Here is a 14556-nt window from a genome sequence, read left to right as displayed (position 1 = left end):
ATCTGTTTATATCTTGTTAGGCCTCAATGGCTATGACTCACGCCCTTTGAAAAACCGCACTATAAAGATAACTACAACTCGTGCTGCTTAGTATGTACAACAGCTATTAGGTATTAATACTTATCGATAAACAACATACTTGCGTTAATAATAAAAATCGAGACTAAATAGATTCTTAGCGCATATGAAAGCTCTCAGTAACCATTAACCGAGCTGTTTACTAACAGATTTACTCAGTCATTCCGTCCTATGTCATCAACTTTGAATACTTGCATTTATTCGCTGGCTGCAACCTATATAATAAAAGCGCAAGTTTACGCATATTCAAATAATTTCAATAAGGTTGTAAATGGTCATTTTTTTGTCGGCGATGACGTAAGCGCTTGCTAGTTCACATGTTTATTTCATGATACAGAAATCAATTGTAACTTTGTTATTTTCTTTCAATAAAGTAATGAATATAACGAACATTGCATTTTATTTATCAATGGATTAAGTTGCCCTCAATTAACCTAAAAGCCACTGTTTTTAAGACTGCAACTGACCAAGAAGATTGTGATGTTATCAAGGATGTATAAGATGAAATCAATCGCTATGATTTGCTTACTTTTCTCAGGAAGTGTGTTTGCACAATGCCATAATCAAAATCATATTTTTGATATTCCTTATGCTAAGAATAGCTCCTATTTTTCGGGACAATCTGCATCTAAGCTTGAAGATTTCAGCCAGACAGCACCAACAGAAAATGGTTATCTGTTACTCGAATTTAAAGTTAATTCCAATAAACTCACAGCTGAAGCGCAAAAGTACGATAAATGGTTAGCTGAACGACGCATCGAACGAATAAAAAGCTATCTAAACAAAGCGGCTTATCCAGCCCCTGTTATCACACGTATATTAACTGCGAGTACCAATGTTAACCGCAGCGTCTCCGTTGTTTGGTGCGCAGAAGAAACTGAGCAAAGTAAAGTTTTAGTCGCAACAAAGAAAGACTAAACCAGTTTAAAAGAGCACACCCGCCCAATCACTCGTTGCAACAAGTACTTGGGCTTAAATGGGGCATCTCTACCGTTTAAATTAGCACCCCCTTAATCATGCGTTATAAATATTTGAAAAAGTTTAATAATTTCACCTGAAGTTCGCTACAGTTCCCAAAAGTTAACAATCCGAGATTTATGTAGCAAAAATGATACATAAATTTATCAGCTAATCGGCTACGCAGTAGAATACTAACCAATGCAATTATTTCTTTCCTCATTTGCCTTGGAGTTCACATGGTCAGATCTGCGCTACTTTTCGTTGCTCTTTGTCTTGCAAGCCTTTCCTTTTCAAGCTTTGCTACTGATGCTTCAATCAAACAAAACGAGCTATGGCATTACACCAACGCCCAAGGCGAACTAAAGGTAAAACTTTATTTCTTTTGGTCTAAAACCTGCCCACATTGTGCTGAAGCCCACCCGTTTATTGATAGCCTGCCGGAGAGGTATTCTTGGTTAGAAGTTGAAGACCACATGATCACCGATCCAGGCACTATGGAGGTTTGGCAGCAAATAGCTAAAGCGACGGCTACTGAAGCACGCTCAGTCCCTTACTTTGCTAGCGGTGAAAAAGCCGTTGTCGGTTATAGTAGTCAAGCGGTAACCGGTGAGTTTTTAGTGCAGCGTTTAAAGTCCTATTACGTTTCATTAGGTGGCACACTTGCTCCTGAAGCAGAAGGCAATTACACGGTTGCAGCACCAGCTGCTGGCGGTTTATTTGCAACCTGTAGTGAAAGTGATAGTAAAGAAGGCGGCGACGGTACTTGTGATTTAGGCTTAGATACCAGCAGTGAGTTAGCAAGCTCTGATGTACAACCCGTTGAACTGCCGCTTGTGGGTGTTGTACACCCTGAACAGATGTCCCTGCCGTTATTAACCGTCGTTTTAGCCGGTGTTGACGCCTTTAACCCATGTGCTTTCTTCGTTTTATTATTTCTACTTTCTATCATGGTTAACGCTAAGAGTCGCACTCGCATGCTGATTGTTGGTGGCATCTTCGTGTTTTTCTCAGGCTTTATCTACTTCATCTTTATGAGTGCTTGGTTGAACATCTTCCAATTACTTGGCGCAGGTAGCGATGGCGGCTGGATTATTCTCGGTGCGGGTATGCTGGCGCTCGTTGCGGGAGCGGTAAACATCAAGGATTACTTCTTTACCAAAGGCGAAGTCACGCTTTCAATGTCTGCTGAAAACCGCACGGGCTTGATTAAACGCATGGGCAAGTTAACCAGTGCCAGCAGCATGACTGCTATGATTGCTGGTACTGTAGTACTATCAATTTTAGCCAATGCTTATGAGCTACTGTGCACCGCCGGCTTCCCGATGATCTACACCAGTGTGTTGTCTATGCATGACTTAGAGACTTTCGAGCGCTACATGTACCTTGTTATGTATAACGTGGTTTATGTCATTCCGCTTGCCGCTATCGTGATTGCTTTCAGTGTCTCCCTAGGTAAACGTAAGCTCACCGAAAAAGAAGGCCAAACTCTTAAGCTGATGTCGGGTATTATGATGATGGGCCTAGGTGGCATGTTAGCGCTTGATCCAACCGCACTGCAAAATGTCGCCTTAGCAATAGGTCTAATCTTTAGCTCAATTATACTGACAGTTATTATTACGCTAGTTCGAAAGGCAATCGATAAAGCTAAAAAAGCGTAAGGTAACAAACTAAGGCCTTAGTCCACGCTAAGGCCTTAGAGAGCAGCTAAACGGAGTAAAAGTGAGACAAATATTGAGTGAGTAAACAACTTAATTAGGGATGATATGCGGATACTTTCTTTTGTAGCAGTTACAGCTTTATTAACCGGGTGCGTTTCAAAACAAGAGTATCCAACTGAATGGACTCAAGTTTCCCCCTCTAATTTCGACTGTCCAATGATTTCAGGTACCTATTCAAGCATTGGCGAATTAAAAGATAATAGCTATTCCCCTTCCCTAAATACCATCCTCAATATTCACGGCTTAGCAGATAGTCTGGCTATTCACGCTGATGATAAAAAGCTCACCATTACCCCTTATAAAAATGCTCTCGAAATTAGCACTATTGAGATTGCTATCCCAAAGGAAAGCATCTATTGCGAAGATGGTTACTTAGTCTTTGAAGAGGAGCAAAGCTATAACCAAGGAGGGGCCTTGGCGCAGGAATGGCACACATATTACCTCACCACAAATGCTGAAGGTTTAGTAATAAAGCAAAAACAAAGCGCTTTAGGAATGCTATTTTTTGTACCTATAGCAAGTTCTGAAACAAGCTGGATATTGTTCAGGAACACCCTAAGCTCGCTGTAAAAGTACAGGACTCTGTTATCGATACATACTGTAACACGGCTTTATTCAAGTCATGGCTAGATGAGCCGATAACTGGTTAACATACAAATTTATTGAGCTAAATATGGCGATTACTATCTCAAGTGCGAACCTACAACCTAATATGAGTCATGGTGCTGTTGGTGTGAAAGTCGCGCAAATAGCCAAAGACCAGCAGAAGATTGAAGGAGATATTGCAATGCAGTTAATTAATGCTGCGGTGCCTGAAGCGCCTGTTGGTAACACTGGTCACAATATTAATACTACGGCTTAACTTGTTTAAACTTCAAAGCGATTCTCAGAGTAGAACCCTACTCTGAGAAATATTGGTTTCGACCTGAAGACTTTGCTTTATACAACATGCTATCAGCTCGCTCTAACAAATCGCTTGATTGCATGCCCTTGTGCCATAATGCAATGCCTTGAGACGCTGTAATATATCGAGAAACGCCTGAGCTTGGGTGCACTAATTCGGCATCCGCTAACATTCGTTGTATTTTTCCAGCGACAGATCTTGCTCCGTCTATATCAGTGTTAGGCAGTATAACGACAAATTCCTCACCGCCATATCGAGCGACTAAATCTCGAGGCCTCTCTAACGCACTATTTACGATTTCAGCAACTTGAATTAAATAACCATCACCCACTTGATGACCTAAACTATCATTCAATAATTTAAAGTAATCGATATCGAGCAAGATAACCGCTAACGGTTGTTCATTACGTGCAGATGACTTTATCTCTTGTAGTAGCACCTCATCAAAATGACGACGATTACTGATATTAGTAAGCCCATCAATTAGCGCCAAACGCTTGAACTGCCTTAATAGTTTCTTTTTTTCTATATTTCGGACAACCGCTTTAAAGAACCAACCGGAGATAATTTTCTGCCCTGACATAATAATGCCCAGAAAACACATGAACTTTGTCAGTGGATAAATCAAAACCTGTGAATATTGCATTGAATGATAAAGCGCACTAAATAACAAAAACGGCAAAATACCTAAAATCATCACATTGCGGTTTGGAAATAGAGCAAGCGCAAACACCAGAACTAATACATCTGACAGAGACTCAACCCCAGGCATATTTTGCGATGACAATTGAGTCAGCCCATACAGAACAAAACTCCAAGACAAAACAAGCAGGGCTAAATAGCTGTATATCTGTTTTGCATTAACTCTAAACAACCCATTAATCTTTGCGCAAACAAGCCCTACAGCAATAACACAAAGTAATGGTACAAGTTGAATAAGAAACATCTCAACATCGTGATAGTACTCATCAAAAAAATAAGTATTAAGTAGCACTACAAATAACAGAGCAGCACTTACATAAGTAGCCCATAAAATGCCACGCTTTAAAATAGTGAAAGTTTCACTTTTTAGTTGAGCTTGATATCGGTGTGAATTCAGAGCCATTTTAACCATTTCCATTATTGTCTTTGACTCGCCCAAAAAAAAGCCAGCATATTGCTGGCTTTATACTAACGATTTATTGCTTTAGGCTGCAACATTCTCACTACTTGACTCATCAACATTGTGACGAATTAAGTAATCGAACGCTCCTAACGAGGCGGTAGCACCGCTCCCCATCGCAATAATAATTTGTTTGTAAGCCGAATTAGTTACATCACCTGCTGCAAACACTCCAGGTAATGAGGTCCCACCTTTAGCATCTACTATGATTTCACCACGTGCCGTCATATCAATGGTGTCTTTTAGCCATTCAGAGTTAGGTACTAAACCAATTTGGACAAAGATACCTGCTAGCTCTACGTGATGACTCTCGCCTGTTGCTCTATTGGTATAATTTAGGCCGTTAACACGCTGACCATCGCCAGTAACCTCAGTGGTCATCGCTTGGGTAATAATCTCAATATTGCCCATAGATTTCGCTTTACGCTGCAAAACCTCATCGGCGCGCAGTGACTTATCAAACTCCAGTACAGTCACATGCTCAACGATATTGGCTAAATCGATTGCCGCTTCAATACCTGAGTTACCACCACCAATAACCGCAACGCGCTTACCTTTAAATAGTGGTCCATCGCAATGTGGGCAATACGCCACACCGCTGCCGCGATATTCTTGTTCACCCGGCACGTTCATTTCACGCCAGCGAGCACCTGTTGCTAGTAATACCGTTTTACTACGTAATAACGCTCCGCTTTCAAGCTCTAGCTCAAACAACTCACCCGACTTTAGGCTTAGTGCGCGTTGGTTATCCATAATGTCCACGTCATATTCATGAACGTGAGCTTCAAGGTTAGCCACCAGCTTTGGTCCTTCTGTCGCTTTCACTGAGATAAAGTTTTCAATACCTACCGTTTCAGCAACTTGACCACCAAATTTGTCGGCAACAATACCGGTGCGCAAACCTTTACGTGCAGCGTAGATTGCTGCAGATGCACCCGCAGGGCCGCCACCAACGACTAATACGTCAAAGGCTTCTTTTTGATTAAGCTGTTCTGCTTTTCTACCGGCAGCATTTACATCTAACTTATTTAAGATCTCAACCGTGCTGATAGCCCCCATAGAGAACTGCTCACCATTTAAGTAAACAGAAGGCACAGCCATAATGTTGCGTTCATTCACTTCATCTTGAAATAGTGAGCCATCAATCATTACGTTGGTGATGTTTGGATTAATTGCCGCCATCATATTCAGCGCTTGCACAACTTCCGGACATGTCTGACAGCTTAACGACACATAAGTTTCAAAACGATATTCACCAGGAAGCTGGCGAATTTGTTCAATCACATCGGCATCAAGTTTAATTGGGTGGCCGCCGCTATGCAGTAGTGCTAACACTAGTGATGTAAATTCGTGACCCATTGGCAAGCCTGCAAAAGTGATTTGCGAACCTAAAACGGGGTTTGTCACCGCCATAGAAGGTGTGCGCTTACCCACTTTCTCAGTAACAGAAATAAGTGAAGACAAGCTATCAATATCAGCAGCCAAAGACTTAAGCTCTTGGGCTTTTTGGCTGTCATCAGCAGATACAACCAGCTCAACTGGGTGCTTGAGATTCTGCAAATAAGTGTTCAGTTGATTCTTTACGTTTGCATCTAACATGATGACTCCTAAATATAAAAGCTAATCTGGTATCGGTGAGCAGCAGGCAGCATTAGCCACAAGCAAGTAAATACTCACTAAAAAAATAAAAAGTGGTCTTAAAAATAAAAGTGTATTGCGACTAGCGTTTTGCTTGTTAACCACAAGCTTTGTAAAAACTTGTCCAGCTTAGATTTCAGGGGGGACACTAAGCTGAACAACTGATGACTTGGTATGTCCAAGTCATGGAGAGTCTGGTGAAGATTTTAGTCTCGCTAACCTGTTGGGCAAGCTAGCGAGCCACTAACCTTACATGCAACTCAATCGAATCTTAGATTTTACCAACTAGGTCGATTGACGGTGCTAGTGTTGCTTCACCTGGCTGCCATGCAGCTGGGCAAACTTCGCCGTCGTGAGTTGCAACATATTGAGCAGCTTGAATTTTACGAACTAGCTCTGCTGCACTGCGGCCAATACCTAGGTCGTGTACTTCAGCAACTTTGATTTCACCCTCTGGGTTGATAACAAATGTGCCGCGTAGTGCTAGACCGTCTTCTTCAATCATCACACCGAAGTTGCGTGTGATAGTACCAGTTGGGTCACCAATCATTGGGTACTGGATTTTACCAATTGTGTCAGAGCTTGCATGCCATGCTTTGTGAGTGAAGTGAGTGTCAGTAGATACTGAGTAAACTTCAACGCCCATAGCCTGTAGCTTCTCGTAATGGTCTGCCATGTCGCCAAGCTCAGTTGGACATACAAACGTAAAGTCAGCTGGGTAGAAGAATACGACTGACCACTTACCTAATAAATCTTGCTCTGTTACTGGGTGGAAGTCACCGTTGTGAAAAGCAGTTGCTGAAAATGGCTTAATTGTAGAGTTGATAATTGACTGATGCATTTAATCTTCCATTTAGTAATTAAAAAAGTTGATGATGATTTTGTATTTAAATCAACAAACTGGATGAGTGATGATGAGTCTCTTAATGCCAGTTCGTTTTCGATGTAAGGATAGTAGCTGAGAAAAACAATTAGTGGTAACGAGTAAAAGCTATCATCCTAATCTAATTTTCCGAACAGGATTAACAACTCAAGCAAACAGGGACATAGAACAATAGATGCGGGGTGAAAGCAGCGGTATTGATTTAGCGTAAACCAGAGATAGCAGCAATAAGAGTGTGGAAAAGTGGCTCACCAATAAAAGGTTTATTAATGAGCCAAGCTTGATTACTGCCAGAGATCAAAGCGAGTTAATGAACGCGCCAATTGAAAATCAAGCTGTTGTGATAAAGATTGCGCCTTGGCTTTAAGTGCACTTGTGCTAATGTCGCGCTTAGCCTTACCTGCAAACACCACCCAGTTACCACTACCGGTTAAGCAGGCACGCACTTCAACAAAGTACATATTTAAATAAGCGAGCAGTTCGCGGTTTTGGCTATGCTCTTTCCAGCAATTCAGTACTAAGTAGCCATCCGCTTTAACTAAGGCGGCGCATTGGGCAATAAACACCTCTGAGACCTGCGCAGCATCGACGCCTTCAGCACTATAGATATCAGCAAACACCACATCAACTTTCTTATGATCTGCAGCCTCTAAAAACTGCTTAGCATCTTGATGGACAACTTTAAGCTTTTTACTCAGCGGTAATTGAAAATAGCGTTTAGCCAATTCAATCACATCTGCGCGCAGCTCTACCGCCGTTAGTTTAATACCTGCGTCAAAATGGCGTAAGGCATGAATAAGTCCACCACCACCTAATCCCAATACAATCGCACTTTTAGGTTGGCTATACAGCAACACTAACAGCATCGCTTGTACGTATGTATGCTGTGGAATATGCGGCGTAGCTTTAAGCAACTTACTTTGCTCATCGTTTTCGCCAAAAGCGAGGATCCGAGTTTCTTTATCCTCAAGGACAATCAATGGACCATATTCATCTTGGGTTTGATGTAAAACTTGATAATCTGACATGCGTGCTCCGACATTTGGGGCGCTATTATGCGTTAAATAATCCGCGAGTAAAATGGCGCACATTAAACCAGCTAAGCTTAATGATTTGTAGCAGCAAACAACAACCCCCTTGCATCAACTCAAAAAAACACACAGCTACACAGATCAAAAAACAAACCCCACAACTGCCACACAACTCACGCAGAAAACACCACAAACACAACAAACAACCAACCCAGAGTTGTGAGCTTTATCACATTTCATTTTTTGCCGATACATACAATCAGCGCCATTCTAAACTGAACAAAAATAGACTAATGAAAAAGACAATCTCGGCTATCGCACTAACGGCAGTGTTAAGTACTCAACTAACTGGCTGCATGGGCCAAATGGGCTTAAGTGCTATGGTAACTAAAGCTAACCTAAGCGCTGTTGATAACCGTTATGGCCGTGCAGGCCTATTTATGCTTATGAGCCCAATCTATGGCTTTGCAGCAACTGGCGATCTATTCATCCTTAACAGCATCGAATTCTGGACTGGTACTAACCCAATCACAGGTCGTTCACCTGCTGTTGTTGATATGCCAGTTGAAGCTATCTTCAAAGTTAACCAGCATATTGATGGCGACCTAACAACAGCCCCCCTAAAGAACGTTAAGTTAACTAGCGCTTCTATGGTTGCGACTGACGATAACACTTTAGCAATGACTTTAGTTTATGAAGACGGTAGCCAACAGGTTATGTCTGGTGTTAAACAAGGCGAACACGTTGACTTCTACCTAGACAACAGCTTTATTGCGCGTGTTAGCACAGCTGAATTGGCCGCTTACCAACAAGGTTAATACCTCATTGGCTGGTAAGCTGTTAGCTAAATAAAAAAGGGGCGAGTCAATAATGACTCGCCCCTTTTTTGGGTTTATCGATTTATTTTAATGTTCGCTGAAAAAACGCTACTGCTTGTAAATACATTTGCAACGCCAATGCGGCGTCATATCTATCCCCCTCATCTCGCATAAAGGCATGCTGGGCATTCACTTCAAGCCAGTTAAACTTGCGCTCTGTTGCCTCAAGCTTATTGTAGATAGCTTTACGCCCTTCGCTCGATACATGCGGGTCTTGCTTACCAAATACCAGTACCAGCTCCGCGGCAATCTCGCCCGTACGAGTCAAGGAGTCATTGCCCTCAGAACAAGGCAAAGTATTAGAATGAATATCTGTTGGGTATAAGCAAAATGCACCTTGAATATCAGGGTTTAATGCTGCTCGATAAGCTAGATGGCCACCAATGCATACGCCCATACTACCTACGCTACTAGTACAAAAACTTAAACTGCGAGCAAAATCCACTAAGGCTTCAGTATCACTATCATGGTGCTCTAGCGGCTTGGCAAATTTATCAGCATTGCCTTTATCTTTACCGACATCATCATATTCCAGCACAGTACCAATAGGGTTTAACTCGTGAAACACCTCAGGAACTAACACCACAAAGCCATGCCCAGCAAGTATTGATGCTGCGCGAGCAATAGGTGCGGTTTGCTGAAAAATCTCCGAGTAAAAGATAATAGTCGCAAATTGGCCGTCACAGTCCGGACGATATAGATAGGTGCGCATGGTTCCTGTTGCGGTCGAAATATCATGCACTTCTTGAGTAATGATCATCGGCTTTCCTTAGATAAGTCAGGTAAATAAATACGATTCATCGCCATAGATTAAAATAGCTGGTAAGTATTTGCGATAAAAAAAGCAGTAGTACTTAAGTGTTTAACACTAAAGAGACTACTGCTTATTTATAACCATTAACGCGATAAAAAATTAATACAGCTCATTAGGGCAATGTTCACCGGCGAGCAACTGCTTTACATTACTCAGTGTGGTGTGCGCTATTGCGCCAAGGGCCTCTTCAGTTAAAAACGCTTGGTGACCAGTAAAAATCACATTATGACAAGCTGATAAACGCCTAAACACATCATCTTGAATAATTTCACTCGATTTATCTTCAAAGAACAGCTCTTTCTCGTTCTCGTAAACGTCTAAACCTAATGAGCCTAAGTGACCGGTTTTTAACGCTTCCATTGCATCAAGTGCATTAAGCAAACCACCTCGGCTGGTATTAATGACCATTACACCAGGTTTCATCTTGGCAAAGCTACCAGCGCTAAGTAAATGGTGATTATCTTTGGTCAGCGGGCAATGCAAGCTAATCACATCACAAATTGGGTATAACTGCTCCAGCGATAAATACTCAACGCCGAGATCAATAACATCCTGATTGGGGTAAGGATCATGAGCTACAACTTTACAGCCAAACCCCTGCAATATTTTAATCGTCGCAAGACCAATTTTACCCGTGCCAATCACACCTACAGTGCGACCAAACATGTTAAAGCCCACTAGCCCCTCAAGTGAAAAGTTAGCATCACGAGTACGTTGATATGCTTTATGTATTTTACGGTTTAAGGTCAGCATCAATGCCACAGTGTGCTCGGCAACTGACTCAGGAGAATATGCCGGCACATTAACCACTTTCATGCCTAAACGTTCAGCAGCAGCCAGATCAACGTTATTAAATCCCGCGCAGCGCATAGCGATGACTTTTGTGCCGCCTTTGGCTAACTCTACGAGAACCTCTTCACACAAAGAATCATTTACAAAGGCACAAATGACCTCAAACCCTTCCGCTAACTTGACTGACTGCATACATAGACGGTAATCGAAATACTCTATGCTGGCACCAAATGCAGTATTGGTTCGATCGAAATGCTGCATATCATAGTGTTTGGCGCTAAAAAAGCCTATTTTCATGGGAGCTACCTTAACTAAATGAGGGAGAAAACTTGCACAGTGTATGTGATATTAGCAGGTTTGTCGTGAGGGCAATTGATCTATGCCTCATTGATAGCGATTGTTTTGCAGAAAGAAAAAGCGAGCTCCTGACAGCTCGCTTTCCAGCTTAATTCTGAACTTGTCTTATATAAGAAGGATACATTCTCAAGATAAATTCAAATCAACGTTGTACTTGGTTGAGCATAATTGACCAAGCACAGCAGGAGTAAGCTAATATCGAGTAACATACCACTATACATAAAGAGGTACAGATAACTGACTCACAAAATCAGCCTGAAACACCGATGAAAAGGCGATTTTGTCCCCAATTAGCCAAGCTTCAATCGTAAATATCTTTGCATGTTTAAGCTTGTGAGCTATCAGCGCTTTTCAAATAGGGATTTCCTGATAAAATTTGCTCACCGCTAATAGCACAAGACTCTTTATATATGGCTAGAAAAGAACTCACAGAAAAACAATTTATGCTGCAACGTTTTTCTAAGACTGCGCTGCGTGCTTTACATATATTAGGTATAACAGGTGCAGGCGGTGGCATTTTGTTGCATGTGCCGCAAGAAAAGTGGCTAACTTATTGGATTATGGCGATGGTGACGGGATCGGCCATGATGCTGTGGGAAATCGTCCGCGACTGGCGCTGGCTAATCCAATTAAAAGGAGTGCTTACAATTGCAAAATTAGGTCTACTGACTTTGTTTATTCCATTTGCCGCATATAAACCAGAATTGCTAATTTTTGTCGTGTTACTATCTGTCGTTGTATCTCATGGCCCAGCAGGGCTTAGACACTTCTCAGTAGTACACGGACGCAGAATAGATGGCAGAAAAGAAGTTAAAGGCTAGTCAGTGCAATAGCGCGCAACTCATATCCCAATTTGCACAACTCAATAATTATCTAACACCTCAAAGCAAGGTGTTAGATCTTGCTTGTGGTAGCGGCCGCAATGGCCAATGGTTTACCGATAAGGGCTTAGATGTCAGTTATCTCGATAGAGATCTCAGTGGCCTTGATGTTATAGCCGTAAATGAATCTACCAACATTGAGCGCCTAGAGTGGGATCTCGAAAATGGCAGCGCCCCTTCTCTACCTGAAAATCACTATGATGTTGTGTTGGTTTTTAACTACCTGCATCGTCCTTTGTTTGGCCAAATAGTCAAATCCGTCAAGCCGGGTGGGCTGATTATTTACGAGACCTTCACCGAACAACAAGCTGAAATCGGTCGACCACGTAATCCTGACTTTTTGTTGAAACAGGGTGAATTAAAGGCATTATTTGCTAACTGGCTCTGTCTCCATTACTCTGAAGATCTATTCGGAGAATTACCTAACGCTAGTTATAAAGCGCAAATCATTGCGCAAAAACCGTTGGGGTAAACAGGACTAAGTAGAGGCCAAGTATGTTTCCATACCCTGAGCAATATCGCGTCGCAATGCCACCGATAATCACTGGTTTTATGGTTGTGTGGGCCCTACTGAGCAGACTCATTTTCGGTGATGCTAGCGTACTAAGCCTCTACCCACTATTAGCACTATTTCCTATCGTCATCTTGCTGCATGGCCTACTCATTTGGGATGCCAGAAGCATGGGGCGTCTCGATCAGTCGTTTTACGCCTTAATCCACTCAGCGCTAGCTTTTGTGGTTTGGACCTTTGCCATTATGCATGTCAACGGTAATAGCTTTTCGTAAAACAGCTAGCCAAGCAAGGAATTTATAGCTTCAAAGGGAGATGCGATGAAATCTGCTTGCATGGACAACGACCTAAGAGGTATCTTTGCCGCGCAATTTTAATAAGGTTTCATAATGACTGATTTCGTCTACTCTCCTCCGACTACACCTTGGCTTGAAATACTCCATCAAGATAAAGATATTATGGTCGTCAATAAGCCATCAGGCCTATTGTCTGTACCGGGCAGAGATCCGGCGCACGCCGATAGTACCTATAGCCGAGTCCTCGCAGAGTTTCCCCATGCGAAAATTGTACATCGCTTAGATATGGCGACTTCAGGCGTAATCGTGGTGGCGTTAATACGCAGTGCCGAGTCAGAACTAAAACGCCAATTTAGAGATAGAGAAACCCAGAAAACCTACTATGCTCGCGTTGCTGGTCATGTAAAAGAGTCTCATGGTACGGTTAACTTGCCACTTATATGTGATTGGCCAAACCGTCCAAAACAAAAAGTCGACCATAAGATAGGTAAAGCCTCGCAAACTCATTATGAAGTGGTTAGCTATGGCAAACGTTCAACACTCGTTAAGCTGACCCCCATTACAGGTCGTTCTCACCAGTTAAGGGTACATATGATGGCATTAGGCCACCCTATTCTTGGTGATAATTTTTATGCGGATCCATTAGCTAAGCGGTTAGCACCACGCTTACTATTGCATGCCCAGTCGCTAACGATTACTCACCCTTACACTAAAGAGCCTATGACCTTTAGTTGTGATGTGCCATTTATACTTGCCGAAGGTGAGCAATAACACCCAAAGCACTAAAATCGAGCGCTAAAACCACAGGTGTAGACTAATTTAATTCGCCTCCACCTATGGTTTAACTAAAAGTACTCACTCCAGAAAGTGCACTAATGCTTTTCAACTATAAAACCTGCCTGCATTTACTACCTTTATACCAAACAAACCTTGCATAAATTTCATCCACACTCGGCTTTCAGTACTAAAACTCTATCAGCAATCATAGTGATATAAGCTTATTAACACCTAGTTATTATGAAAAAGCATAAAGATACTCACTAAATCAGTAGAACATTCCTCAAAAAATACGTAAATTACTTATCTAACCAATAAACAAATGACACATTTATTATGGAAGCTCCATTTCAAAGAGATTCACTCGATAACCAAATTCTATCTGCCTTAATGAAAGAAGCGAGAACACCTTTCGCTGAGCTCGCTAAACGTTTCGGTGTGAGTGCGGGGACAATTCATGTTCGCGTAGAAAAAATGAAGCAAGCAGGCATTATCACTGGCGCACAAATTACCGTTAACCCAAAAGCACTAGGCTATGACGTTTGTTGTTTCATCGGTATTAATTTAAAAAGCGCAGGGGATTATCCTGCAGCAATTTCGAAACTGAATGCTTTAGAAGAGGTGGTTGAAGCTTATTATACTACGGGCAACTACAGCGTTTTTGTAAAGGTAATGTGCCAATCTATTGATGGCTTGCAGCATGTTTTGATTAATCGCATTCAATCTATCGATGAAATTCAGTCCACAGAAACACTCATTAGTTTGCAGAACCCTATTGTACGTGCGGTCAAACCTTAAAACCAAAAAGAATATAAAATAACCAATAGTTATTCATTCCAGAAAGTATCGGAAAAAACTAAACATCTGCTTTTTTTT

At 41.9% G+C, this 14556-nt stretch carries 16 protein-coding genes; 10 read left to right on the top strand and 6 right to left on the bottom strand.

Annotation, left to right across the window (positions count from 1 at the left end):
* Positions 1-579 precede the first annotated feature (579 nt).
* From L2747_RS06570 to L2747_RS06555, 4 genes are all read left to right on the top strand, one after another.
* Entirely contained in the window at positions 580-996 is a 417-nt protein-coding gene (locus tag L2747_RS06570; RefSeq protein ID WP_248998278.1) for a hypothetical protein, read from the top strand.
* Between the two features lie 278 nt (positions 997-1274).
* Complete coding sequence (locus L2747_RS06565; protein ID WP_248998277.1) at positions 1275-2696, top strand: TlpA family protein disulfide reductase; 1422 nt, start codon at positions 1275-1277, stop codon at positions 2694-2696.
* 105 nt (positions 2697-2801) lie between these two features.
* Positions 2802-3326 (top strand): hypothetical protein, encoded by a 525-nt coding sequence (locus tag L2747_RS06560; protein WP_248998276.1) that lies wholly within the window; start codon positions 2802-2804, stop codon positions 3324-3326.
* A 103-nt stretch (positions 3327-3429) separates the two neighbouring features.
* Positions 3430-3618 (top strand): cytoplasmic protein, encoded by a 189-nt coding sequence (locus L2747_RS06555; protein WP_248998275.1) that lies wholly within the window; start codon positions 3430-3432, stop codon positions 3616-3618.
* A 37-nt stretch (positions 3619-3655) separates the two neighbouring features.
* Here L2747_RS06555 and L2747_RS06550 read toward each other — a convergent pair whose 3' ends face one another.
* The 4 genes from L2747_RS06550 to L2747_RS06535 all read right to left on the bottom strand — a co-directional run bounded on the left by L2747_RS06550 (position 3656) and on the right by L2747_RS06535 (position 8371).
* Positions 3656-4765: a GGDEF domain-containing protein gene (locus L2747_RS06550; protein ID WP_248998274.1), complete on the bottom strand. Its 1110-nt coding sequence runs from the start codon at positions 4763-4765 to the stop codon at positions 3656-3658.
* Between the two features lie 81 nt (positions 4766-4846).
* Positions 4847-6421: an alkyl hydroperoxide reductase subunit F gene (gene ahpF, locus L2747_RS06545; protein ID WP_248998273.1), complete on the bottom strand. Its 1575-nt coding sequence runs from the start codon at positions 6419-6421 to the stop codon at positions 4847-4849.
* A gap of 310 nt (positions 6422-6731) precedes the next feature.
* A complete protein-coding gene (gene ahpC, locus L2747_RS06540) occupies positions 6732-7301 on the bottom strand; it encodes an alkyl hydroperoxide reductase subunit C (RefSeq protein WP_248998272.1) in 570 nt (189 codons plus the stop codon).
* A gap of 326 nt (positions 7302-7627) precedes the next feature.
* On the bottom strand, positions 7628-8371 hold the full coding sequence (locus tag L2747_RS06535; RefSeq protein ID WP_248998271.1) for a spermidine synthase: 744 nt from the start codon (positions 8369-8371) through the stop codon (positions 7628-7630).
* 296 nt (positions 8372-8667) lie between these two features.
* Here L2747_RS06535 and L2747_RS06530 point away from each other — a divergent pair, with 296 nt between their 5' ends.
* Entirely contained in the window at positions 8668-9192 is a 525-nt protein-coding gene (locus L2747_RS06530; protein ID WP_248998270.1) for a DUF3332 domain-containing protein, read from the top strand.
* A gap of 82 nt (positions 9193-9274) precedes the next feature.
* Here the strand turns inward: L2747_RS06530 and L2747_RS06525 are convergent, their stop codons facing one another.
* Both L2747_RS06525 and L2747_RS06520 read right to left on the bottom strand, forming a co-directional pair.
* Entirely contained in the window at positions 9275-10012 is a 738-nt protein-coding gene (locus L2747_RS06525) for a dienelactone hydrolase family protein (RefSeq protein ID WP_248998269.1), read from the bottom strand.
* Between the two features lie 153 nt (positions 10013-10165).
* Positions 10166-11155 carry a 2-hydroxyacid dehydrogenase gene (locus tag L2747_RS06520; RefSeq protein WP_248998268.1) on the bottom strand — a complete coding sequence of 330 codons (990 nt, stop codon included), beginning with the start codon at positions 11153-11155 and terminating at the stop codon, positions 10166-10168.
* 470 nt (positions 11156-11625) lie between these two features.
* Here L2747_RS06520 and L2747_RS06515 point away from each other — a divergent pair, with 470 nt between their 5' ends.
* From L2747_RS06515 to asnC, 5 genes are all read left to right on the top strand, one after another.
* Entirely contained in the window at positions 11626-12036 is a 411-nt protein-coding gene (locus L2747_RS06515; protein ID WP_248998267.1) for a hypothetical protein, read from the top strand.
* Positions 12011-12568, top strand: coding sequence for a methyltransferase domain-containing protein (locus L2747_RS06510; RefSeq protein WP_248998266.1), 558 nt, complete (start codon positions 12011-12013; stop codon positions 12566-12568). Before L2747_RS06515 ends, L2747_RS06510 begins: the two co-directional genes overlap by 26 nt.
* 23 nt (positions 12569-12591) lie before the next feature.
* Positions 12592-12882 carry a hypothetical protein gene (locus tag L2747_RS06505; RefSeq protein WP_248998265.1) on the top strand — a complete coding sequence of 97 codons (291 nt, stop codon included), beginning with the start codon at positions 12592-12594 and terminating at the stop codon, positions 12880-12882.
* Between the two features lie 114 nt (positions 12883-12996).
* Positions 12997-13674, top strand: coding sequence for a bifunctional tRNA pseudouridine(32) synthase/23S rRNA pseudouridine(746) synthase RluA (rluA, locus tag L2747_RS06500; protein WP_248998264.1), 678 nt, complete (start codon positions 12997-12999; stop codon positions 13672-13674).
* Positions 13675-14016: 342 nt separating this feature from the next.
* A complete protein-coding gene (gene asnC / locus L2747_RS06495; RefSeq protein WP_012275918.1) occupies positions 14017-14478 on the top strand; it encodes a transcriptional regulator AsnC in 462 nt (153 codons plus the stop codon).
* Positions 14479-14556: the final 78 nt, after the last annotated feature.

It is taken from the genome of Shewanella marinintestina (assembly GCF_023283845.1).
In the GTDB taxonomy this organism is placed as follows: Bacteria; Pseudomonadota; Gammaproteobacteria; order Enterobacterales; family Shewanellaceae; genus Shewanella; species Shewanella marinintestina.
The sequence above is the reverse complement of the archived record's forward strand: the minus strand, read 5'-3'. Positions and strand labels throughout refer to the sequence as shown.